Source organism: Frankia nepalensis (assembly GCF_016786325.1).
Lineage (GTDB): Bacteria > Actinomycetota > Actinomycetes > Frankiales > Frankiaceae > Pseudofrankia > Pseudofrankia nepalensis.
In genome coordinates this window covers 1,809-23,453 of record NZ_JADWYU010000124.1, presented here as the reverse complement: position 1 = coordinate 23,453, position 21,645 = coordinate 1,809, and the positions used below count along the sequence as shown (strand labels likewise).

At 73.8% G+C, this 21,645-nt stretch carries 16 protein-coding genes; 13 read left to right on the top strand and 3 right to left on the bottom strand.

The window, feature by feature from the left end:
* Window positions 1–7: 7 nt before the first annotated feature.
* Window positions 8–181 (bottom strand): hypothetical protein, encoded by a 174-nt coding sequence (locus I6A81_RS16395; protein ID WP_203002893.1) that lies wholly within the window; start codon window positions 179–181, stop codon window positions 8–10.
* A 521-nt stretch (window positions 182–702) separates the two neighbouring features.
* Here I6A81_RS16395 and I6A81_RS16390 point away from each other — a divergent pair.
* The 10 genes from I6A81_RS16390 (at window position 703) to der (ending at window position 15,476) form a co-directional block, all read left to right on the top strand.
* Window positions 703–2,190 (top strand): VMAP-C domain-containing protein, encoded by a 1,488-nt coding sequence (locus I6A81_RS16390; protein WP_238429039.1) that lies wholly within the window; start codon window positions 703–705, stop codon window positions 2,188–2,190.
* Window positions 2,187–3,263 (top strand): AAA family ATPase, encoded by a 1,077-nt coding sequence (locus I6A81_RS16385; protein WP_203002892.1) that lies wholly within the window; start codon window positions 2,187–2,189, stop codon window positions 3,261–3,263. The genes I6A81_RS16390 and I6A81_RS16385 overlap by 4 nt, the downstream gene beginning before the upstream one ends.
* The gene (gene fxsT / locus I6A81_RS16380) at window positions 3,260–7,417 is read left to right on the top strand and encodes an FxSxx-COOH system tetratricopeptide repeat protein (protein ID WP_203002891.1); all 4,158 of its coding nucleotides are present in this window, start codon (window positions 3,260–3,262) and stop codon (window positions 7,415–7,417) included. The genes I6A81_RS16385 and fxsT (I6A81_RS16380) overlap by 4 nt, the downstream gene beginning before the upstream one ends.
* A gap of 303 nt (window positions 7,418–7,720) precedes the next feature.
* Window positions 7,721–8,659, top strand: a complete 939-nt coding sequence (locus I6A81_RS16375) for a segregation and condensation protein A (RefSeq protein WP_203002905.1) — start codon at window positions 7,721–7,723, stop codon at window positions 8,657–8,659.
* Between the two features lie 695 nt (window positions 8,660–9,354).
* Window positions 9,355–9,945, top strand: coding sequence for an SMC-Scp complex subunit ScpB (gene scpB / locus I6A81_RS16370; protein ID WP_203002904.1), 591 nt, complete (start codon window positions 9,355–9,357; stop codon window positions 9,943–9,945).
* 194 nt (window positions 9,946–10,139) lie between these two features.
* Window positions 10,140–10,898 (top strand): pseudouridine synthase, encoded by a 759-nt coding sequence (locus I6A81_RS16365; protein WP_203002890.1) that lies wholly within the window; start codon window positions 10,140–10,142, stop codon window positions 10,896–10,898.
* Window positions 10,899–10,926: 28 nt separating this feature from the next.
* Window positions 10,927–12,045: a prephenate dehydrogenase gene (locus tag I6A81_RS16360; RefSeq protein ID WP_203002889.1), complete on the top strand. Its 1,119-nt coding sequence runs from the start codon at window positions 10,927–10,929 to the stop codon at window positions 12,043–12,045.
* 268 nt (window positions 12,046–12,313) lie between these two features.
* The gene (gene cmk, locus I6A81_RS16355; RefSeq protein WP_203002888.1) at window positions 12,314–13,081 is read left to right on the top strand and encodes a (d)CMP kinase; all 768 of its coding nucleotides are present in this window, start codon (window positions 12,314–12,316) and stop codon (window positions 13,079–13,081) included.
* Window positions 13,078–13,986 (top strand): lysophospholipid acyltransferase family protein, encoded by a 909-nt coding sequence (locus I6A81_RS16350; protein ID WP_203002887.1) that lies wholly within the window; start codon window positions 13,078–13,080, stop codon window positions 13,984–13,986. The genes cmk and I6A81_RS16350 overlap by 4 nt, the downstream gene beginning before the upstream one ends.
* 107 nt (window positions 13,987–14,093) lie before the next feature.
* On the top strand, window positions 14,094–15,476 hold the full coding sequence (gene der, locus I6A81_RS16345; RefSeq protein WP_203002886.1) for a ribosome biogenesis GTPase Der: 1,383 nt from the start codon (window positions 14,094–14,096) through the stop codon (window positions 15,474–15,476).
* A gap of 65 nt (window positions 15,477–15,541) precedes the next feature.
* On the opposite strand, the gene I6A81_RS16340 is transcribed toward der, so the two are convergent.
* Both I6A81_RS16340 and I6A81_RS16335 read right to left on the bottom strand, forming a co-directional pair.
* Window positions 15,542–16,864, bottom strand: coding sequence for a sensor histidine kinase (locus I6A81_RS16340; protein WP_203002885.1), 1,323 nt, complete (start codon window positions 16,862–16,864; stop codon window positions 15,542–15,544).
* On the bottom strand, window positions 16,864–17,538 hold the full coding sequence (locus I6A81_RS16335; RefSeq protein WP_203002884.1) for a response regulator transcription factor: 675 nt from the start codon (window positions 17,536–17,538) through the stop codon (window positions 16,864–16,866). Before I6A81_RS16335 ends, I6A81_RS16340 begins: the two co-directional genes overlap by 1 nt.
* Window positions 17,539–17,670: 132 nt before the next feature.
* On the opposite strand from I6A81_RS16335, the gene I6A81_RS16330 reads away from it, so the two are divergent.
* From I6A81_RS16330 to fxsT (I6A81_RS16320), 3 genes are all read left to right on the top strand, one after another.
* Window positions 17,671–18,063: a hypothetical protein gene (locus tag I6A81_RS16330; protein ID WP_203002883.1), complete on the top strand. Its 393-nt coding sequence runs from the start codon at window positions 17,671–17,673 to the stop codon at window positions 18,061–18,063.
* 583 nt (window positions 18,064–18,646) lie between these two features.
* Window positions 18,647–19,045, top strand: a complete 399-nt coding sequence (locus I6A81_RS16325; RefSeq protein WP_203002882.1) for a hypothetical protein — start codon at window positions 18,647–18,649, stop codon at window positions 19,043–19,045.
* Between the two features lie 322 nt (window positions 19,046–19,367).
* Window positions 19,368–21,645 (top strand): FxSxx-COOH system tetratricopeptide repeat protein (fxsT, locus tag I6A81_RS16320; RefSeq protein WP_203002881.1); only part of this gene is annotated, 2,278 nt, incomplete at its 3' end.

The window sequence follows — 21,645 nt, the reverse complement described above, 5'->3', positions numbered from 1 at the left end:
GCCACCGTCAGTCGAACCGCCGGCTGCCGCCCGACAGTCGTTCATCGGCGGTCCGTACTCGCCGAATAACCCGCTCCAGGCCGGCGTTCAGCGCCTCGTCGTGAAGTTCGCGCAGCTCGGTCAACGAAAGGTGTGCGACATCGGGGAGGTCCGACCTGACGGACTCGTCAGGAACGGGCATGCGTGGCTCCTTTCCCGGGACTGAGACCTGCCCCGCGTCGTCCCGAACACCCCGTTCGGCGAACCCGTTCCGTGGCGACGTCCGTCTTCCGGATCGGGGCCCCTGCTCAAGGCGACATGCGGCCATCAGTGTCGCACATCGCTGCTCGCCAAGCAGACGAATCGACCGCGCAATGCCAGGCCCCGGCGTCGCTCAGATGCACACCGCCCACCTTTCTCGCGGCTGACCGTATGGCCCGGTCGCCAGCGGGGCGATGCGCCTGCCAGGTGGGCTGATCCGCGCCACGCCAGGGCGCGGTCACGCCATTCGCCGCCCTTACCGGCATCTCAAGCCATTAGAGTTGCTGTGGCCGTCCGGATACTCGCGGCGGCGCACCGGAACGGGGCCGGGGCAGGTGAGCTCGTGGACGACACGGTGAGCGGGGCGCTCGGGACGGACGGGCACGCGCTGCGCAGCCGATCCTCGGCCGGGACTCGGCCGGCGGTCAACGACGCGTCGGCGTGCGCACGGCGGATGGCGCATTGAACGGACCGGACGCCGTCGTGGACCGCCGCCGCGCGCCGGTGGAACGCGACGTCGTGAACCTGCTGACCGGCACTCCCGTCCTGCGCGGGGAACAGAGCCGGAGCCTCTTTCTGGACCGGCTGTCCCGACTGTCCGGCCTCCGCCTCGAAATGCCCGCCTACCTGCCCGACCGACAGTGGTTCCTTGCCCTGGTCGAAATGTGCGGAAAGTCGGTGACGGGGCTCGCTCAGATTCCCTGGGCCGCGGGGGATCTCGGCGTCCCCGCGGCGGCGGTCGATGAGTTGTGCCGGCTCGTCGACAGGTGGGAGGCGGCCGCCGCGCTGGCCGACCTGCCGGACGACCTGCTGGCCCGGCTGGAGACCGAGCTGGGCGGGGTGCCGCCTGGCGACGTCGGCCACGCCTACCGGCAGGCGGTGGGAGACCTCCCGGACACCCCTCCCGCGCACGGTGACAGCGCCTGGGCGGTGCTCCTGCACCTGGCGGGCCGCAACGCCCCCGCGGGTGGGCTGCCGCCATACATGCCGTTCCTGGAAGCAGTCCGTGACCGGCTCCGTCCCGACACGGCGACCCGGGTCGACGAGTGGAACCAGCGCCGCGCCCAGACGGCCGAACTCGCCGCCGAGCTGGACGCGGCCCGGGCGCGCCGCACGCTGCCAGCCGGCCCGGTCCATCTGATCGTCCAGCTCGAGCGCAGCCAGCTGCATCCGGGCCAGACGGAGCTCACCTGGTGGCGTCAGTGGCCGGGAATCGACGGGTTCGAGCCGTGCGGGACCCGTCTCGTGCCGCTCGACGAGGACGAGCTGGAACGGGTGACCGAGGAGCTGGTCCTCGACCTGGAGGATTCGCTGGCCGACGGGGAGAACACCGTCGCGCTGGAGTTCATCCTCCCGCTCGACCTGCTCCACCTGCCGGTCGACCAGTGGCGCAAGGAGATCGACTCCGTGTTGCCCCGCTCGATCGGCATGCAGTACCCGGTCGTCCTGCGCAGCCTGGAGCGCCAGCGCACCAGGCCCTGGCACCGGGTGTGGCGGCTGCGCTGGCGCCAACTGGCCAAGGGCATGGCGGACACCGTCCACTGCGGCGGCGGCGCCGACGAGCACGACCCCGACCGCCTGCAGGCAAGGATCCTCGCGGAGGAGAGCATGGTCGCACTGGTACTGAGTGGCCCTCCGAACGAGACACCGGCCGTCCTGCAGCTGCGGATCGCGCTGAGCTGCGGCCTGCCGGTGGTGGCCTGGCACCGGGGCGAGCAGACCCGCGACGACGTCGCGGACGCGATCCGGGCGTTCCTGGCCGCCGTGGACGGCGTCGGCCTGACCGACCTGCGGGACCGGCTGCGGCGCCTGCGCCTGGAGGCGCGCCTGGCGCCCGCGCGCTGGCCGGATCTCGGACGGCATCTCGCGGTGATCCTGGACGACCCCGACCGGCAGCCGGAACAGGGCCCGTCGATTCCCGCGCCGGTGAAGCGGAGGCACGGACGATGACGACGCGACCGACGCCCGATCCCGGGCCGGGCCGGCCGGCCTGGTGGATCTTCCACGGGACCGGGCGGCCGCTGCCGCCCGCCGAGCGGGACCGGCGCTGGCCGGCACCCCCGCCCTGGCGGGACTTCGACGGCGGGCCGGACCTGCCACCGCCGCCTGACGACGAACGCGAGGCGAGCCGGCGGCTCGGGTCCGTCGCCACCGGGCAGCTCAGCTACTCCCAGCTCAGCGTCATCAACGCGGCGATCTGCCTGCGGCGGCCGCTGCTGGTCACCGGCGGGCCCGGCTCGGGGAAGTCCACGCTCGCGTATCTGATCGCCCGCGAGCTCGGCCTCGGCCGGGTGCTGCGGTGGCCGGTCACCAGCCGCACGACCGTGCGGTCAGGCCTCTACGAGTACGACGCGATCGGGCGAGCCCAGGCCGTCGTCGAGTCGGGCGGCGGCGGGGCGACGGCCGGGCCGGGCCGGGCGCAGCGCCCCGTGCCGCCGATCGGCGACTTCGTGCACCTGGGCCCGCTGGGCACCGCGCTGCTTCCCTACCGGCACCCGCGGGTCCTGCTGGTGGACGAGCTGGACAAGAGCGACTACGACCTGCCCAACGACCTGCTGACCATCTTCGAGGACGGCGAGTTCGACCTGCCCGAGCTCGTCCGGGTGCGCAACCTCGAGCCCGACATGTCGGTGTACACGGCGGACCGGGGCGCCACGGCGACCGTTCGCGGTGGCATCGTGCGCGTGCACGAGTTCCCGATCATCGTCATCACCAGCAACGGCGAACGCGAGTTCCCGGCGGCCTTCCTGCGCCGCTGCATCCGGCTCGACGTCCCCGACCCCGACGCCGACGCGCTCGCCGACCTGGTCCTGGCGCACTTTCCGCGAGGCGCGGTGGATGACCAGCGGCGGATCGTCGAGGAGTTCGTGGCCCGCCGCCGGCACGGGATGCTCGCCGCCGACCAGCTGCTCAACGCCGCCCACCTGGTGACCTCGGGCGCTTTCGACGGCGACGGCCAGGAACGGGCCGAACTGCTGGCCGCGGTGTGGCGCAGGCTGGACCCGACGTCGAACCCCGGATGACCACGCCGAACCCCCCGGGCGCCGGCCCGGGGGAGCCCACCGATCCGCTGGTCCTCGCGGAGGCGCTCTGGCTCGCGGCGCTCGCCGACGAGCTGCCTCGCCCCGCGCACCGGGAACCCTCGGCCGACGACCAAGACCGGGCGCGCGCGGGCGCGGTCGACGCCCGGACGGCCGAGACACCGGAGCGCGGCGACGGGCGCGCGGACGGCGGTGGGCGTGACCGGGAGTCGTCGCGCCGTGGCATGGCAACCGCCGGCGCCAGCCAGCCGACTTTCGCCGGGTCTGGCGACGACGCGGAGGGCGGACCGGCCGCGTCGGCACGGGGACGAGACGCCGATGCCCGTGGCCACGCGCGGCGCCGGCACGGGTCGTGGGCCGCGCCGGCGCCGCCGACGCTCGCGGCCCTGGTCAACCAGTGGCGGGAGCTGCGCCGCGCGCTCGAGGGGCTGCGCCAGTCCGTGCCCTCGGCCTGGGAGGTCGGCCTGGACGAGGAGGCCACCGCCCAGCACCTCGCCGACGGGCGCTGGCGGCCGGTGTACCGGCCGGTGCTGGAACGGCGCTGGTCGCTGACGCTGGTCGTCGACGACAACTGGACGATGGCCATCTGGCAGGGCCTGGTGCCCCGCCTGGTCGCGCTGCTTGAGCGGCTGGGCGTCTTCCACGACGTCCGGGTCTACTTCCTCAACACCGACGCCGACGACGCGACGGCTCTCAGACTGCGCGGAAGCAGGGCCTCGGCGACCGGGTTCGCCCCGGCGCGGCTGCTCGAACCGTCGGGCCGGCGGATCATCTGGGTGCTCACCGATGGCATGGGTACCGCGTGGCGCCGGGGCCTCGCCGGCCCGGTGCTGTGGTCCTGGGCGCGCCGGCTGCCGGTCGCGGTGCTCGGCGCGGTGCCCCGGTCCACGCTTCGGCACACCGGCCTCGACGAGTACCAGGGTCTTGGCCCGTCGCCAGTCGACGGCGCCGATGGGGCCATCGCCGTGCCGATGCTCGACCCACACCCGGCGGCTGTCGCCCGCTGGGCCGGCCGGCTGACCGCCGACGATCCCGACCGGGGTGACCTGCCGGCCATGGTCGTCTGGCCGTCCCCACGGCCCTGGGACGAGCCGGCGAGGGGCAGCCAGCCGGACGGCGTGGCGCAGGCGTCCGCCCGCCGCCAGGTGGACCAGTTCCGCTCGGCCGCGAGCCCGGCCGCCTTCGAGCTGGCGACCCGCCTCGCGGCCGCGCCCATCACCCGTTCGACCCTGCGGCTGCTGCTAGGAATGGTCGAAGGCCCGCGCGGGCATGCCCTGGGGGCCCTGGCCGAGCTCTTCGCGCACGGCCTGCTGTACCCGGCCGCCGGTGACCTCGCGGACGAAACGGCCATCGCCTATGACTTCGCTCCGGGGCTCCGGGGGCACCTGCTGGCCTACACCCGCCGCTGGGAGACCATCCGAGTTCTCCAGGCGGTAAGCGCGGATCTGGGCCCGAGGGTGGACGCCGTCCGCCATCTGGGCGGAGCCCTGGCGGACCCCGACGCCGCGCCGATCCCGGCCGTCACACCCGAGTCCGAGGACTTCGTCGCGGTCGAGGCGACCGCGTTCGGTGCCCTGTCCGGCCGCTATCTCCCACGCGCCCGCCGCCTACAGGACGCCCTCTGGCAAGGACTCGCCCACCGGCAGAGCGCTCGGCCGCCGGCTATAAGGGGAAACATCCCTGTAAGGAACCCTCATTTCACGGGCAGAGCCGAAATTCTGGCGAACCTGCGCGCGGCCCTGGAGGAAGGTTCTGTGGATCTTCCCGTGGTACTGCAAGGAATGGGCGGCGTAGGGAAGTCGCAGCTGGCGATCGAGTATGTACACCGCTATGGGCGGGAATTTGACCTGGTGTGGTGGATTCCCGCTGAGCGCGGGGCGCAGGTCGCGGCGTCGCTGGTGGAGCTCGCCGGGCGATTGAACCTGCCGGTCAGCGCGGAGGCCGACGTGGCCGTGCCGGCGGTGCTCGACGCGCTGCGGCCCGGGCAGCCGTACGCGAACTGGCTGCTGGTGTTCGACAACGCGGACGAGCCGCAGACTATAGCGCAATACCTCCCGCGGAATGACCCGGGCCACATCCTGGTAACCTCGCGCAACCCGAAATGGTCGTCTTTGGTTCGCCCGATCGAGGTCAACGTGTTCATGCGGGAGGAGAGCGTTGAACTGCTGCGCCGACGCTCTTCCGAATTGACCGCCGAGGACGCGGACCAGCTGGCCAACGCGCTCGGTGACCTGCCGTTGGCGGTGGACCAGGCAGCGGCCTGGATCGTGGAGACCGGGATGGCCGCTGGAGACTATCTGCGGCTGTTGGAGGACAAGCTCGCCGAGCTGCTCGACACATCCCCGCCAGTCGACGGCTCGCCTGTGCAGGCGGCCTGGAACGTATCGCTCGACCGGCTCGCGAGCGCCCACCCGGCAGCGCTGCGACTGTTGCAGGTCTGGTCGTTCTACGCGCCAAAACAGATCTCCAGGAAGATCCTCCGTGGCGCTCGGGCGGTCACGGCGGTGCCGGACCTCGACACCGCGCTGCGTGACCCGGCCGAACTTGCCGACGCGGTGCGCCAGATCAACCGTTATGCGCTGGCCCGGGTCGTGTACGAGACCGACTCGTACCAGATGCACCGCCTGGTGCAGGCCGTGATTCAGACACGGATGACCGACGACGAGCGCGCCATGATGCGCCGTGCCGCGCACCAGCTGCTGGCCGTCAACGACCCGGGCGACCCAGACGACCCACTGACGTGGCGGACCTATGCCGATCTCTACCCACACCTGCTGGCGAGCGACGCCGTGGACAGCGATGACCCCCAAGTCCGCGACCTCGTAGTCAATGAGATCTTCTATCTGTACCGGTTTGGTGACCATCGGAGCGGGCTTGAGCTGGCGGAGCACGCCCATGGAACGTGGACGAGGTCCCTGGGGGGCGCGGCTCCCGAAACACTCCGGGTCGCCGGCTGGCTCGGGAGGCTTTATTTCGCCGTTGGGCGCTACTCCGAGGCGGCTGGTATCAATGCCGGAGTGCTCGATCTTTCCAATCGGGTAAACGGGCCGGACCACCCAGAGACCCTGCGCGCCATAGGAAACTGCTTCACCGACCACATGGTCGCCGGAGACTTCGGAAATGCCTTGGAGCTCGCGCGGGAGCGCCTGAGCCGGGCCGAGTTCGGGCACGGCTCTGAACACGTCGATACCTTGATCGCCGCGCACGACGTGGCGGTCGGCCTGCGGCTTGTCGGCCGGTTCGCGCAGGCTCGCGCGCTCGACCAGGCGACCTGGCGCCGCAAGTCCGCGCTGTTCGGTGAGCGGAGCCTGGAGGCACTGCGTACGCTCGGCAGTCTCGCGATAGACCAGCGCGAGTTGGGCGACTATCCGGGGGCGGTGACGCGCTGCGAGGAACTCGTCGGCCTCCTCGAACGGACCGTGGAGGGACGGCACGACCATTTCCAGGTGCTCGAGGCTCAGGGGCTGCGCGCCGCGGCCCTGCGCAAGACCGGTCGATACGACGAGGCACTGGCGGTCAGCGCCCGGGTCTGGGCTGAGGCGGACCGTCGCTACGGCGCGAGCCACCCACACGCGATCGCGGCCTCGGTCGCCCACGCCATTGATCTGCGCGACGCCGGGCGACTGGACGAGGCGAGGGCCATCTGCGAGGAGGGGGTGAGCCGCTATGTCGACGTCCTCGGCGACGACCACCCTTACACGCTGGCGGCCTCCGTCCAGTTCGCGGTCCTCCGTCGCCGGATGGGTACGCCGGAGCGTGCCCTCGATCTGAATATGGCCGCGCTCGCCGGCCTGCGATCGCGGCTCGGCGACGACCATCCCTGGGTGTTGGCGGCCGCCGCCAACCTTGCCAGCGATCGTCAGGCCCTGGGGCGCCTCGTCCTCGCTCACGAGTTGGGCGCCGCTACTTACGAACGGTCGCGACGTGTGCTCGGCGACAACCACCCATCGACATTGCTGGTGGGCGCCAACGTGGCGATCGACCTGCGCGAGCTTGGTCGTCTGGACGAGAGCGTCCGGCTGCTGGGGCGGACGACACACAGGCTGCGCTACGTTCTTGGCGCTGACCACCCGGTGACCAGGAATGTCACCGCCGGCATCCGGGCCGACTGCGACATCGACCCCCAGCCGCTGTAGGCCTTCTCCGCCTGTTGCCTTGGTTCAGCGGACCGGTGGCGCAACCTGCGCGGGCGCCGCGAGGGAGTGCCCAGCCTGGTAGGTGATCGGCGGTAGCGTGGCGCTATGACGCCCGGACGCGCATCGGCCTCCTCGGGAGCGATGCTGCGCGCGGTGCCCGCCGACGCGGCCGCTGATGGCGAGGAGCCCCGCGAGGGCGAGGAGCCCCGCGAGGTGGCCGACGGCGCTGGTTCCTCCGGTGACGGCGTGCCGGCCGAGCGCGGGCCGGAGGCCGCCGCCGCGGTGGGCGAGGCGTCGTCTGTGATGCCGGAAGGGCTGCTGACCGGGCGGAGCGGGCGGTCGGAGGCGTTCCTCGTCGAGCTGGAGAACTTCAGCGGGCCGTTCGACCTGCTGCTCTCGCTGATCGCCAAGCACAAGATGGACGTGACCGAGGTGGCCCTGTCCAAGGTCACCGACGAGTTCGTCGCGCACATCCGCCGGCTCGGGGAGCGGTTCGACCTCGGGCAGGCCACCGAGTTCCTGGTGATCGCCGCGACCCTGCTCGACCTGAAGGCGTCCCGGCTGCTGCCGAGCTCGCGGGACGACAGCGACGACGAGGACCTGGCGCTGCTGGAGGCCCGCGACCTGCTGTTCGCCCGGCTGCTGCAGTACAAGGCCTACAAGGAGGCCGCGGCGATCTTCCAGACCTTGATGACGCTGGAGTCGCGGTTCACCCCGCGTGGCGTCCCGCTCGAGCCGCGCTACGCCGCCGCGCTGCCCGAGGTGCAGATCCGGATCGGGCCCAGCGAGTTCGCCGCGCTCGCCGCGAAGCTGCGTGAGCCGGTGCTGCCGCCGATGGTCGCCACCGACCACGTGCACGCGCCCCGGGTGAGCGTCCGCGAGCACATGCTGGTGGTCATCCAGCGGCTGCGGGAGCTGGGCTCCGCGACGTTTCGGACGCTGTGCGTCGGCTGCCGGGAGACCATCGAGGTCGTCGCCCGCTTCCTGGCGCTGCTGGAGCTGTTCCGGGAGGGCCGGATCAGCTTCGACCAGGAGGCCCCGCTCGGCGAGCTGGTCGTGCGCTGGAGCGAGCAGCAGCCGGACGTCGACGTCGGCACCGGTCTTGCCCAGGTCTCCGCGCTGCCCGCCCGCAGCGACTTCGACGACGACCTCGACGGCGACGACGACCTCGACGACGGCGAGGACGAGGACGTCGGCGAGGACGACGCGCTCAAGCCAGCGGATGGGGGAGCGACACCGTGACCGAAGGCACCGGCGAAGAGCACGAGACCTCGGCGCGCCGGGGCGGCTGGGCCGCCTGGCTGAACGCGCCGGTCCACCCGCTGCCAGGCGAGCCCTCCGAGGCGGACGAGGCGTCAGAGGTGGACGAAGCCCGTGGGGTCCCCGAGACGGGCGAGGCGCCGGAGACGGACGACGCCCTGGCGGTGTCCGAGGCGGACGAGGCCCCCGGGCCGGACGAACCCCTCACCGTGCTCGAAGCAGACGAGGCTCTGGCGTCGGCGGCCTCCGAGCGGGCCGTTGCCGCTGGGGCGACAGTCACAGGGCCAGCAATCACAGAGGCAGCGGCCTCGGCGCCGCCCGCTGAGGAGCCAGTTCCCAGCGGGCCTGGCGATGGCCAGTCCGCTCACGACGCGTCCCGGCACAGCGTTCCCTCCCAGCGGGCTTCCGTTCCCTCTGAGAAGGATTCCGCGGAGGCGGTGGGCGTCGGCCTGGCTCCCGCTGACCTGGGTCTCGCCGACGTAGGTCGCGTGGACGCGGGGGGAATCCTGCCACCCGCCGAGGTGCCGGTGATCCCGCCGCGCGGCGGCGACGCGCCGGCCCTGCCGGCGGACACGGACGCGGCGCCGGACGCCCACGTGGACGTGGACGTTCAGCCGGATGTGGACGTCGCGGCGCCGGTCGCGGGCACCGACGCGGCGGCGGACGAGGACGACGAGCTGGCGGACGGCGGCGATCCTGGCCGCGCCGAGCCGGACGAGGCGAACCGGCCGCCGCTGGTGGCGCTCGTCGAGGCGGTGCTGATGGTCGCCGAGAAGCCGGTCGGCGTCGCGGAGCTCGCCACCGGGCTGTCCGCGCCCGCGCTGGAGGTCGAACGGGTGCTCGCCGAGCTGTCCGCCCAGTACCGCCACGACGGGCGGGGCTTCGACCTGCGCCACGTGGGCGGCGGCTGGCGGTTCTACACCGCCGAGGAGTGCGCCCCCTGGGTGGAGAAGTTCGTGCTCGCCGGCCAGATGTCGCGGCTGTCGCAGGCGGCGCTGGAGACGCTCGCCGTCGTCGCCTACCAGCAGCCGGTCAGCCGTGGCCGGATCTCGGCGGTGCGTGGCGTGTCCGCCGACGGCGTGATCCGCACGCTGACCGCCCGCGGGCTGGTCGAGGAGGCCACCACCGACCCGGAGACCGGCGCGATCCTCTACCGGACCACCGACTACTTCCTCGAGCGGATGGGGCTGCGCGGCCTGGACGAGCTGCCGCCGCTCGCCCCGTTGCTGCCCGGCATCGACGACCTCGAGGACATCATCGCCCCGTAGGGCGATGTCCCGGAGTGGCCGTCCGGTGGGCGCGGTCCCGGTGCCGGTCGCGTCTCGTGATGAACTAGTGGTGGTGACCCGGCCGGCGATCCGGACGGCGTGGCGCCGCTGGATCGATACCGCCCGGGGTCCCTCCCGGATTGGCGAAGCCGATCCGGCAGGCCTGGGGCGAGACGGCGGACGCGGTGGAAACGGTGACGGAGTTGGGCGAGACGGACAGGCCGGCGGGTATCCGGCTGCAGAAGGTGCTGGCGGCGGCCGGGGTCGGCTCGCGCCGGCACAACGAGGAGCTGATCGACGCCGGCCGGGTGCGCGTCGACGGCGAGGTCGTCCGTGAGCAGGGCCGCCGGGTCGACCCGGAGACGGCCGTCATCGAGGTCGACGGCGAGCGGGTCGTCACCAGGACCGGGCTGGTCCACCTCGCGCTGAACAAGCCGCGCGGCGTCGTCTCGACCATGTCCGATCCGGAGGGCCGGCCGACGGTCGCCGACCTGCTCACCGAGTTCGGCTCGGCGCCCGGGCTGTTCCACGTCGGCCGGCTCGACGCCGACAGCGAGGGCCTGCTGCTGGTCACCAACAACGGCGAGCTGGCCCACCGGCTCACCCATCCGCGCTACCAGGTGCCCAAGACCTACCAGGTCCAGATCAGCGGGCCGCTGCGCAAGGAGACGCTGCGCCGGCTGCGCTCCGGCGTGGAGCTGTCCGACGGCCCGGTGCGCGCCGACAACGTGCGCATCATCGACCAGGCAGGTGCCCAGATCCTGCTCGAGCTCGTCCTGCACGAGGGCCGCAACCGGGTCGTGCGCCGGATGCTCGACGAGGTCGGCCATCCCGTCGTGCGCCTGCTGCGCACCCAGTTCGGCGCGGTGCACCTCGGCAACCTGCGCTCCGGCCGGGCCCGGCACCTCACCCGCCACGAGGTGGGCGCGCTGCACGGCGCCGTCGGCCTGTAGGTCCCGCCTACCCGTAGCCTGGGGCGACGTGACCCCTCTTCCCTCGGCCGCGAGCCCGGCGGCGGGACTGCCGCGCCGCGTCGGCGTCGTCGGCTCCGGCCTGATCGGCGCGAGCATCGGCCTGGCGCTGCGTCGGGTCGGCGTCGAGGTTCTGTTGCGCGACACCGACCCCGAGCAGGTCAAGCTCGCCGAGGCGATGGGCGCGGGCAGCGTCTGGCAGGGGGAGCGCGTCGAGCACGCCGTCGTCGCGGTGCCGCCGCATGCCGTCGCGGCCGAGCTGCGGGCCGTCCAGGTGGCCGGCATCGCCGCCACCGCCAGCGACGTCGCCAGCGTCAAGAGCCGGCCGATCGCCGAGGCGGTCGTCGCCGGCGTCGACCTGACCGCCTGGTGCCCGGCGCACCCGATCGCCGGGCGGGAACGCGGGGGCGCCGCCTCAGCCCAGGCCGACCTGTTCGCGGAGCGGACCTGGGTGCTCTGCCCGATCCCGCACACCTCGGCGGCGGCGCTGGCCGCGACCGAGGCGCTCGCCCGGGCCTGCGGCGCGCTGCCGGTGCGGGCCACCCCGGCGCGCCATGACGAGGCGATGGCGGCGCTGTCCCACCTGCCGCAGGTGGTCTCCAGCCTGCTCGCCGCCGCGGCCCCGGACCTGCGGCCCGGCGAGGTGGCGCTGGCCGGGCAGGGCTTCCGGGACGCGACCCGGCTCGCGGAGTCCGATCCGACGCTGTGGTCGTCGATCCTGGAGGGCAACCGGGGGCCGGTCGCGGCGCACGCCCGCCGGCTCGCCGCCGAGCTGGGCGCGCTCGCCGACGCGCTGGACCACGCCTCCGAGGCGAGCGTCACCAAGGTCGTCACCGGGATGATGGAACGCGGCCGGGCCGGGCGGGCGCAGCTGCCGCGCAAGGCCGGGACCCAGGCGGCCCGGCCATGGGGCTGGGTCGGCGTCGTGCTCGACGACCGGCCGGGCCAGCTCGCCGCGCTGCTGACCGCGATCGGCGAGTGGCAGGTCAACCTCGAGGACATCGGGCCGTTCGAGCACAGCCTCGAGGCGCCCGCCGGCGTCATCGAGCTCGCGGTGGCCCCCGAGGTCGCCGGGGAGCTGGTCGACCGGCTGATCGCCGCCGGCTGGGTCGCCTACCACCGTTCCTGACCGGCCGCGCCAGGACGCCCGCCGCCGGTTGCCGGCCGTCGGCGGCGCCGGCGTGGCCCGCCGCGGCGGGCCGTCGTAGCCCACGCCGCCATGGGCCGTGCCGCCGGCCATGATCCGGTCGGGCCGGGTAGCCTGATCCCGGTCGGCCTGCCCTGGACGGGTTCCGGGGGTAGGTGGCGTATGGCTGTGACCAGCGACGACGACCAGTGACGATGACCAGTGCCGAGGCGCGCGACGACTGTCGACGGCGCCGGGACGGAGGACGCGGGTGGAGCACGACCACGGATCCGGCGCGGAGTCGGTCGGCCGGGGCGGGCCCGGTCTGGTGGTCGCGGTCGACGGCCCCGGGGGCTCAGGAAAGTCCACCGTCGCCAAGGCGGTCGCCCGCAGGCTTGGCCTGCGCTACCTCGACACCGGCGCGATGTACCGCGCGGTCACCCAGCTGGTGCTGGAACAGCGCGTGGACCTCGAGGATCCCCAGGCCGTCGCCGAGCTCGCCGAGCGGGCCGTGATCACCCCGGGCACCGACCCGGACGCCCCGACGATCGCCGTCAACCAGGTCAGGGTGGATGCCGAGATCCGTACCCGGGCGGTCACCAACGCGGTGAGCGCGGTGAGCGCCGTCGTCGCGGTCCGCGCCCGGCTGGTCGCCCAGCAGCGCCAGATCATCGCGGAGGCGGCACAGACCGGCCGTGGCATCGTCGTCGAGGGCCGCGACATCGGCTCGGTGGTCGCGCCGGACGCGCCGGTGAAGGTGTTCCTCACCGCGTCGACCGAGGTGCGCGCGCTGCGCCGGTCGCGCGAGCTGGGGGAGAAGGGTGTCGACGACGTGGCTCGCACGCTCGCGGAGCTCGACCGGCGCGACGTGCTCGACAGCACTCGCAAGGTCGACCCGCTGGCGGTGCCGAAGGACGCGGTGACGCTGGACTCCACCGGGATGTCCGTCGACGAGGTCGTCGACGTGGTGCTGCGTCACTGCGCCGCGGCCGGCTTCGCGCCGGCCGGCGCGGCCGGAACTGGGGGAGCGACGCCATGACGACCGCCGACCAGGCGCCGGGCGCGGGCGCGGGCACCGAGCCCGCCGCCGAGCCGTCGACCGCCCCGGCCGGACCGGTCGCGGAGCGGCCGGCGGCGGAGTCGGCAGCGGCGGAGCCGGCGGCGCTCACGCAGCGCCTGGCCGCGGAGTCGACGGTGACGGTCGTCGAGCCGGCGCCGGCGGCCCTGCCCGTGGCCGCCGGGGGCGGGGCGAAGGCCCCCGTGGCCGCCGCCAGGCAGCCCGCGCACCGCGGCGCCGAGTCGACGCCCTACAACGACATCCTGCATCGGGTGCTCAAGCCGCCCGTGCGCTGGTGGCTGAACCATGTGGTGATGCGGATCACGTTGGATGGCGTCGAGCGTGTCCCGAGGGGCGAGCCGCTGATCTTCGCCGGCAACCACTCGAGCTGGCTCGACGGGCCGCTGGTCGTCATCGAGTCGCCGCGCACGGTCCGCTGCCTGACCAAGGTCGAGATGTACAAGGGCATCGTCGGCTGGCTGCTGCGCCTCGTCGGGCAGATCCCGATCGACCGGGGCAAGGCCGACCGGGTCGCCCTGCACACGGCGCTCGACGAGCTCGCCCGGGGCAACGCGATCGGCGTGTTCCCCGAGGGCACCCGGGGCAGCGGCGAGATGGCCGCCGTGCAGCACGGCATCGCCTACCTGGCGGTGCACGGACGCTGCCGGGTGCTGCCGGTGGCCTGCCTCGGCACGGGGGACGCGCTGCCGAAGGGGGCGCGCTGGCCGAGGCGGTCGGCGCGGGTGCGGGTCGTGTTCGGCGAGCCGTTCGCCGTCGAGATCCCGGCCAACCCTCGCTCCCGCAAGGCGCTGGCCGCGGTCGCCGAGGACATCCGGGTCCGGCTGGCCGACCACCTGACCACCGCCCGAGCCACCACCACCGACTAGGCCGGCGGCCCCGGCCCCCGGCCGAGGCCGCCGCGTCGTCGGCGCGGCCGGATACCCTCGGAAACGCCGGAACTACCCACGCAGCACCTACAGGAAGTCGTACGACGGTGAAGACACAGGACAGCGCCAGCCAGGACCGCCCGGAGACGGGCACCGCGTCCGGGGGCCAGCCCGTGCTCGCCGTCGTCGGCCGGCCCAACGTGGGCAAGTCGACGCTGGTCAACCGGATTCTGGGCCGGCGGGCCGCGGTCGTCGAGGACGTCCCCGGCGTCACCCGTGACCGGGTCGCCTACGACGCGACGTGGAGCGGGCGGCGGTTCACCCTGGTCGACACCGGCGGGTGGGAGCCCGACGCGAAGGGCCTGGCGGCCCGCGTCTCGGCGCAGGCCCAGTCGGCGCTCGCCACCGCCGACGCCGTGCTGTTCGTCGTCGACGCCACCGTGGGCGCGACCGACGCCGACGAGGCCGTCGCCCGGGTGCTGCACCGCTCAGGCCGCCCGGTGGTGCTCGCCGCGAACAAGGTCGACGACCAGCGGCTGGAGGCCGACACGGCGGCGCTGTGGGGCCTGGGGCTGGGCGAGCCGTACCCGGTCTCGGCGCTGCACGGCCGCGGCAGCGGCGACCTGCTCGACGCCGTGCTCGCCGCGCTGCCCGAGGCGCCGCCGGAGCGCTTCGAACAGGAGGACGGGCCGCGCCGGGTCGCGCTCGTCGGCCGGCCCAACGTCGGCAAGTCCAGCCTGCTCAACCGGCTCGCCGGCGAGGAGCGCTCGCTGGTCCACGACGTCGCCGGCACCACCCGCGACCCGGTCGACGAGCTGGTCACCGTCGGCGGCGAGCCGTGGCTGTTCATCGACACCGCCGGCCTGCGCCGCCGGGTCGGCCAGGCCAGCGGCGCCGAGTACTACTCGTCACTGCGCACCGCCGCCGCGCTGGAGGCCGCCGAGGTGGCGATCGTGCTGCTCGACGCCGACGAGCCGCTCACCGAGCAGGACCAGCGGGTCGTGCAGATGGTCGTCGACGCCGGCCGGGCAGTGGTGCTCGCGTTCAACAAGTGGGACCTGCTGGACGAGGACCGCCGGCTCACCCTGGAGAAGGAGATCCTGCGCGACCTGGGCCGGGTCGCCTGGGCTCCCCGGGTGAACATCTCGGCCCGCACCGGGCGGGCGACCGACAAGCTCGCCCCCGCGCTGCGCACGTCGCTGGAGAGCTGGGGCACCCGGATCCCGACCGGCCGGCTCAACTCCTGGCTCGGCGAGGTCGTCGCCGCGACCCCGCCGCCCCCGCGCGGCGGCAAGATCCCGAAGATCCTGTTCGCCACCCAGGCCGGAGTGCGCCCGCCCCGGTTCGTCATCTTCGCGACCGGATTCCTGGAGCCCGCCTACCGCCGCTTCCTGGAGCGCCGCCTGCGCGAGGACTTCGGCTTCGTCGGTTCCCCTGTCGAGATCTCCATCCGCCTCCGCGAACGCGACGACCGCCGCCGCGGCCGCTGACCGGCCCGCCACCCCCTGAGCGTCGGCAGAGCCCCCCGGCGCGCCGCGACGCGGTTTCGGCCTCGTCAGCTCGGCCGGTCGGCCGTCAGGGAGGGGAGCTCGGCGCGCAGGCAGGCTCCGGTCGCGGCACCGCCCATCCCGTCATCCGGCTCGGCCACCGCCAGCGTCCCGCCGTGCGCCCGCGCGATGTCCCTGGCGATGGCCAGACCGAGCCCGCTGCCACCGCCGTCGCGCGCCCGTGCCTCATCGAGCCGCGTGAACCGGTCGAACACCGACTCGCGGCGCTCCTCGGGGATCCCCGGGCCGTCGTCGGTCACCTGGACGACCGCGGGCGCCGTCACCCGCACGGCCACCGTCGACTCGGCGTGCCGCACGGCGTTGTCGACGAGGTTCCCGACCATCCGGCGCAGGTGGGACGCCGACCCGGCGACGACGATGTCGGGGGCGATGTCCAGGGAGATCCGGATGCCCTCCCGGCGCGGCCGCGACGCCTCCTCGGCCGCCACCTCGCCGAGGTCCACCTCGTCGGCCCGCGGCGGCTCACCCGCGTCCAGCCTCGCGAGCAGGAGCAGGTCGGCGGCCAGCTCCTGGAGCCGGTCCACGTCCGTGAGCGACTCCTGGACCAGGCTGGGCGCCTCCCGCCGGCCGAGCTCCAGCCGGGTGCGCAGGACGGACAGCGGACTGCGCAGCTCGTGCGCCGCGTCGGCGACGAACTGCCTGTGCCGCTCGACCGCCCGCTCCAGCCGGTCGAGCGTCGCGTTCATCGTCCGCGCCAGCCGGGCGATCTCGTCGCCCGACCGTGGCACCGGCACCCGCCGGTGCAGGTCGGTGGCGGTGATGTCGGCGAACGTCGCGCGGATCGCCGACACCGGGGCGAGTGCCCGACCGGTCAGCAGCCAGGTCAGCCCGGCGACGAGCAGCAGCAACCCGGGCAGGCCCGTGAGCAGGAGGATGCGCAGCAGGGCCAGAGCGTCGCGGGCCGGGTCGAGCGAGGCACGCGCCTGGACGGTCACCGATCCGGTCGACGTGCTGACCAGACGCTCGGCCGTGGCGTAGCCGGACGCCCAGTCGAGGGTGGCCCCGCCCGCCTCGGTGCCGGTGGCCACCGACATGCTCGGGCCGCCGCCGCCGAAACCAACCCGCACGTCGGGGTCCGGCGAGACGAGGGTGGTGGTGATGAGCGGCCCCGGCTCGCCGGGGTTTCCACCCTCGCTGACCAGGGTGAGGCCGGCCGCGGCCGCCTCCGCGCGCCGCGCCGCCTCCCGGCTGGCGCTCGTCTCGAGGCTGCCCCTCAGCACCGCGACCAGGACGGCGCCCGCCGCTCCGAGCGCCAGCGCGACCGTCACGGTGGCCACGACGGTCGCGCGCAGCCGCACCGACCAGCGCATCAGGACGCCCCGTCCAGCCGGTATCCCGCTCCCCGCACGGTCACCAGGCTCGACCGGCCGAACGGGACGTCTATCTTGCGGCGCAGCGCGCTGATGTAGACCTCGACGATGCTCGGGTCGCCGTCGTACGCGAAATCCCAGGCCTGCTCGAGCAGCTCGGCCTTGGAGACGACCTCGCCCGCCCGTCGGGCGAGCGCGTGCAGCACGGCGAACTCCTTCGGGGTGAGCGCGATCTCCGTCTCGCCGCGCCGGCAGCGCCGCCCCGCCGGGTCCACGGACAGGTCGCCCGCGGTGAGCACGACCGGCCGTTCCCGCCCGCCGCGCCGCACCAGCGCGCGCAGGCGCGCCAGCAGCACCACGTAGGAGAACGGCTTGGCGAGATAGTCGTCCGCGCCGGTGTCCAGCGCCTCCGCCTCGTCGTACTCGCCGTCCTTCGCGGTGAGCATCATGATCGGAGTCCAGTTGCCGGCCTCCCGCAGCCGGCGGCACACGGCGTACCCGTTGAGCAGGGGCAGCATCACGTCGAGCACGATCGCGTCGTAGCGGTGCTCGGTCGCCATCCACAGGCCCTCGCGGCCGTCGTGCGCGACGTCGACCGCGAAGCCCTCCTCGGCCAGTCCGCCCCGCAGCAGCCCGGCCAGCCGTTTCTCGTCCTCCACCAGCAGCACTCGCATGACGACAGCGTGCCGGAACCCTCCTCAAGACAACCTGAAGATCACTTCAGCCGGGTTCAGGGTCCCCTCAGCCGCCGCGCGGGAGCCTGACCCCGCCTCCACGAGGGGGCCACCAAGGAAGGTGGGGTACACATGCGAGTTCGCCAGATCGTCGTCGTCAGCGCGATCGCCCTGGGGTTGGCTGGTTCGGGCGCCGCCGCCGCCAACGCCGCCGGGCTGCTGCCCGGCTCCGAGGGCACCCCCGGCGGCACGACGGCCTGCCCGGCCCCGGGCGGTGCCGGTGTCGACACCATCGAGGCGCGGGACGGCAAGATCTACCACAACGGCGAGCTGGTCGGCGAGGCCAAGCCCGGCGAGCCGATAGCGGTGACGCGGGACGGCAAGGTCCACATCGGCGCGGACGCCGCGGCGCTGCCGAAGCCGCCCGACGCCGAGGAGCACCTGGTCACCAGCGGGAGTGGCGCCGGCGGCGAGGGCGCCGACACCAAGGGGTTCGTCTGCAGGGCCGACGGGGACGAGCAGTAGGCGGCCGCGCGGCCGAGCGCTTTCCTGGCGGGCGGCCGCGTTACCAGTCATGAAACGGCACAGCCCCTCCGGCGAGGATCGCCGGAGGGGCTGTTTGCCTGGTCGGGACGACAGGATTTGAACCTGCGACCCCTAGACCTCCAGATCCGTGGTCCGGTCGTTTTCGCACGTCATGAGCGGTTTGGGCGTGCCGTCCGTGCCGCGCTCCCGCTCGGGTTCGCTCACGCGCGCAGCGTGCGGTCCCAGCCTGGTCCCAGATTTCGTGGTCAGGGCGCGGCGCCCTTCGTCCCGAACTACCCGCACGATGGCCAGAGCAGGGCGAACCGGGCAACATGCCGTTGGCCCGGGTGTGGTCTCGATCGGCCGTCGGCGGGCCGGTTGCTGTACTTCCGTGCTGTACCCGTGCCCTCTGGCGTGGTGCGCCGCTCCGACGCGCGCGGGTGGGTGGCGGCCGACGCGCCCGCCGAGCACGGCGCGCCAGCGCCGCGCGCAGGCGGCTGCACGGCGGGCCGTCGGGTCCTGCCCGTGCGTGGCACGTGCAGCGCGCGACGGCTGGGCTGGCCTTGCTGCCACGATCAACGTCATGTCCTGGGTAGCCAACGTCATGGTCTCGGTCTCGTTCGGAGAAGACCCGCCGAACCTCTTTGCGTTCAGCGAGTGGTTGCGGGCCAGTGCGCCGTGGCGCGAAGAACCGGGGCGGCCCCCAGGCGGCACGGGTGTCGGCTTCCTGCGGCCGATCGCCTGGCCTGACGGACCATGGGGAGGGTGGAAGAACCCCGAAGCGGTGCTCTGGGCTGGCGCCACCAACCACGCCGACATCGGCGCGATTGTCGACCGCTTCCAATCAACACCATGGCGCGAGCCATGGGCCGCGCAGCTGTTCATCCAGGACCAGGAGCAGGAGTACTTCCGTCTCTGGATGCTGCGCGACGGCGTCGCGGTGCAGTTCGCGCCCGCGCCGCCTCCGGACGAGGAGGGCTGAGCCAGACCCCACGGCCGGGGCGAGCGTGATCCCTTCGGTGTTCCGGCGGGCTTGTCTCTACCGCCGGGTTCTCGACCGTGCAAGATCCGCCAACGGCTCTTGATCCACGACCAGCCCGTGACGCGGCCGGCGTCGTGGTTGCGGCCGAGGCCGGGGGCAGCTGAGCTACGTCAAGCGTCGTCCGGGTATCCGCTCGCCCTGGTTTCCAGTGCGCGAGAAGGGCGGATTCCGCGTCTCAGTTTGTCTGCCTGGGTCTGCCTCGCCGGCTTGGGGACGTGGTCCTTCTGTGACGGAAGGTGGTGGGCTGGCATCCTGTGCGGCTATGGGCGCGGGGGTTTCGGGCGGGTCGGTGGATTTCTTCGTCTCGTACACGGGGGCGGATGAGGCGTGGGCGACATGGGTCGCCGAGGTGCTGGAGGCCGAGGGCCGCTCGGTGGTGGTGCAGGCGTGGGACTCTCCGGCGGGGGAGAACTTCGTGACCTGGATCAGCGCCCAGATGGAGCGGGCCGCCCGGACGGTCGCGGTCTGCTCGGCGTCCTATTTCGCCTCGCACTGGTGCACGCAGGAGTGGACTGGGGCGCTGGGCGGGCGGACGTTGACCCCGCTGCGCGTGGAGAAGTGTGCGATCCCGGCGGTGCTGGCGACGATCGCCTACCGGGACCTGTTCGACGTGGACGAGGCGGCCGCGCGGCGGCGGCTGTTGGAGGCGGTCGGCCTGGCCCGCCCGGCCCGGGTGTCGAGCGGCTTTCCCGGCGCCGCCGCCGTGGCAGCGTCCCCCGTGGCGGCGGTGTTCCCGGGCCGGCTGCCGCCGGTGTCGAACGTGCCGCCGCGCAACCTGCTGTTCACCGGCCGCGACAGCCTGCTCGACGGACTACGCGGCCAGCTGACCGCCGGGTCCGGGCGGGTCGCGATCGCCGCGCTCCAAGGCGCCGGCGGGGTCGGCAAGTCGCAGCTTGGGTTGGAGTTCGCCTGGCGGTATGCCGCCGACTACCAGCTGATCTGGTGGGTCGACGCGGAAACCCCGGTCACGTTGACCGCTGGCCTGGCCGCCCTGGCCAGCGCACTTGGCGTCGCCACCGGGGACACGCCCGAGCGGGCGGGGGCGGCACTGGTCGAGCTCGGGCGCCGCGACGACTGGCTGCTGATCTACGACAACATCCCCGACCCGGCCACCTTGCACCGGATGCTGCCCCCACCGGGCGGCCGGCTGCTGGTGACGAGCCGCGACCCCGCGGTCCGCCGCGTCGGCGTGGACCTGGTCGAGGTCGGCGAATTCGCCCGCGCCGAGTCGGTCGCCCTGCTGCGCCGCCACGTTCCCAGCCTTCCCGACACCGAGGCCGACCAGATCGCCGAAGCGGTCGGGGACCTGCCCCTGGCGGTCGACCAGGCCGGGGCGTTCCTGCAGACCGGGATCAGCCCGGCCGACTATTTGGATCTGCTGGCCGCCCAGCCGCAGCTGCTGCTGGCCGAACAGACCCTGCACCATCCCGGCCTGGCCGCGACCGTCACCACCGCCCGCACCCAACTGGGCACCGACCAGCCGGCCGCCGCCGAGCTCCTCGACCAGCTGGCGTTCCTCGCGCCCGAACCGATCCCACTGACCCCCACACCGGCCGCCGCCACACCGACCCCGGCCGGCCGGTTCGCCGCCGGCGACCCGTACACCCTGGCCCGCACGCTCGAGGCGATCAGCCGGCTCGCACTCGCCCGCCACACCGGCACCACCCTCCAGGTGCACCGCCTCGTCGCCGCGCTACTGCGGGCCCGCCTCACCGACGACCAGCAGCGCACCGCCCTGGCCGGCGCGCTGGACCTGCTCGCCACCGCCACCCCCGGCGACACCGACGACCCCGCCGCCTGGCCGGCCTATGCCGCCCTCACCCCACACGTCACCACCACCGCCCACCACCTGGCCAGCCAACCCGGGCTCCCCGAACCCGCCGGTTTCCGCCGGCTGCTGGAGCGCACCTGCTGGTACCTCTACCGCGCCGGCCAATACCACACTGCCCGCACCCTGGCCGCGACCACCCGCACCCGCTGGGCCGCCACCCTCGGCGACGACCACCCCCACAGTCAGAGCATCACCACCACCCTCGCCGCCACGCTGGCCGCCCTCGGCGACCACCAGGCCGCCCGGACCCTGACTGAGGACACCCTGGCCCGCCGCCGGCGGCTGCTGGGCGACGACCACCACGACACCCTGGCCTCGGCGGGCAACCTCGCCCTCCGGCTGGCCGCCCTCGGCGACCACCAGGCCGCCCGGACCCTGGCCGAGGACACCCTGACCAGCTACCGGCGGGTGCTGGGCGACGACCACCCCGACACCCTGGCCTCCGCGAACAGCCTCGCCAACCGGCTGGCCGACCTCGGCGACCTGCCAGCCGCCCGGACCCTGGACGAGGACACCCTGGCCCGCCGGCGGCGAGTCCTGGGCGACGACCACCCCGACACCCTGGGCTCGGCGTCCAACCTCGCCCTCCGGCTGGCCAACCTCGGCGACCACCAGGCCGCCCGGACCCTGGCCGAGGACACCCTGGCCCGCCGGCGGCGAGTCCTGGGCGACGACCACCCCGACACCCTGGGCTCGGCGTCCAACCTCG